We start from the raw sequence: 1,478 nt of genomic DNA on the forward strand, positions 1-1,478 counted from the left end.
GGCGCGGGGAACTGCGCGACCAGCCCCCACGCACGGAGAGCCGAAGTCCCGCACCCCAGGGGACCGCCATTGCATCGGCGCCCCGCGACAGATACGGATAGCCCCGTGACGTCATTCGCCCCGGACTCGATCGTCCTGAACCGCAAGCTGCCGCTCTGGTATCAGGTGTCGCAGTCCCTGCGCGCCTCCATACTCGGCAGATCCCCGCAGGACCCCCTGCGCCTGCCCACGGAGGAACAGCTCGCGGCGCACTACGGCGTCTCCGTCCTGACGATGCGCCAGGCGCTGAAGGAGCTGGAGGACGAGGGGCTGATCACCCGGCACCGGCGCCGCGGCACGTTCATCGAGCCGGACGCCCGGCGCGGCGCCCCGGTCCGGCTGCTCGGCTCGGTGGACGCCATCGTGGCCCAGCAGTCCGGCATGACGACCCGTCTCCTGGAGCACGACGTCGCGGCCCCGGTCCCGCCCGCGCTGGCCGAGCACTTCCCCGGGGCCGCGCACGTGGCCGCGTACCACCGGCTGCGCAGCGACGAGAAGACGGGCGAGCCGACCAACCACGCGCGCAACTACCTGCGCCCCGACCTCGGCCCGCTCGTCGATCCGGCGGACCTGGAGCGCCGGCCGATGACCAAGGTGCTGCGGGACGTCGTGGGTCTGCGCATCAGCCGGATCACGGACTCGGTGGAGGCCCGTCTCGCGGACCCGGAGACGGCCCGGCTGCTCGATGTGCCGCTGCTCAGCCCGATCCTGCACTACACGGGCATCACGTACGACGAGGAGGGCAGGGTTCTGGACGTCGCGGTGATCCACTACCGCGGCGACCGCTTCTCGTTCACGGTGACGCTGGACGCCGACTGAACCGCCACCGGGGGGACGTACCATGCCGGGCGTGACGAACGACGGGCTCCCGCACGCGCTGCCGCTCGCGGACCTCATGCCGTGGTCCGTGGCGCCGCTGCGGCTGGGCCGGTCCTGGCCGCTCGCGCCGGATGCCGCGTCCCTGAAGGCGCGCTGGGAGCGGTTCGTGCGGGCCGGCGAGGAGGAGCGCGCGGCGCTGCTCGAACCCTCGCGCTCCCGGACGCTGCACTCCCCCGCCGCTCAACTGCCCGGCCGGCGCACCGGCACCGAGCCGCTGGCCCGCGCCGCGGGTCCCTGTCCGGAGCCGGTGCGGCTCCTGCACGCGCCGTTCGACGAGCAGTGGCTCATCCCGGACCAGCGGCTGCTCGACGCGGCCCGGCCCGAGCTGTGGCGGGTGGCGGGCGAGCGCCAGCTGTACCTCGTCGAGCAGGGTCATGTGCCGGACGCGGGCGGGCCCGCGGTCCTCGCCTCGGCGGTGCTGCCGGAGGGCCGCTCCCCCGCGGGCCGCCCGGGCCGCATCCGCCCGCTGTACCGCAGGCCGGACGGCACCGAGCCGAACGTGGCGCCGGGGCTGCTCACGCACCTGTCCGGCACCTACGGCGAACAGGTGGGCGCCGAGG

2 protein-coding genes are annotated in these 1,478 nt (G+C 74.7%); both read left to right on the forward strand.

Translation table 11 applies throughout. The features are described 5' to 3' along the window. Positions 1-105 precede the first annotated feature (105 nt). Positions 106-858 carry a GntR family transcriptional regulator gene (locus GTW43_RS02915; RefSeq protein WP_161299980.1) on the forward strand — a complete coding sequence of 251 codons (753 nt, stop codon included), beginning with the start codon at positions 106-108 and terminating at the stop codon, positions 856-858. Positions 859-880: 22 nt separating this feature from the next. Beyond that, a partial coding sequence (locus GTW43_RS02920; protein WP_343245877.1) for a type ISP restriction/modification enzyme occupies positions 881-1,478 on the forward strand: 598 nt, incomplete at its 3' end.

The organism is Streptomyces sp. SID5785 (assembly GCF_009870065.1).
Classification (GTDB): Bacteria; Actinomycetota; Actinomycetes; order Streptomycetales; family Streptomycetaceae; genus Streptomyces.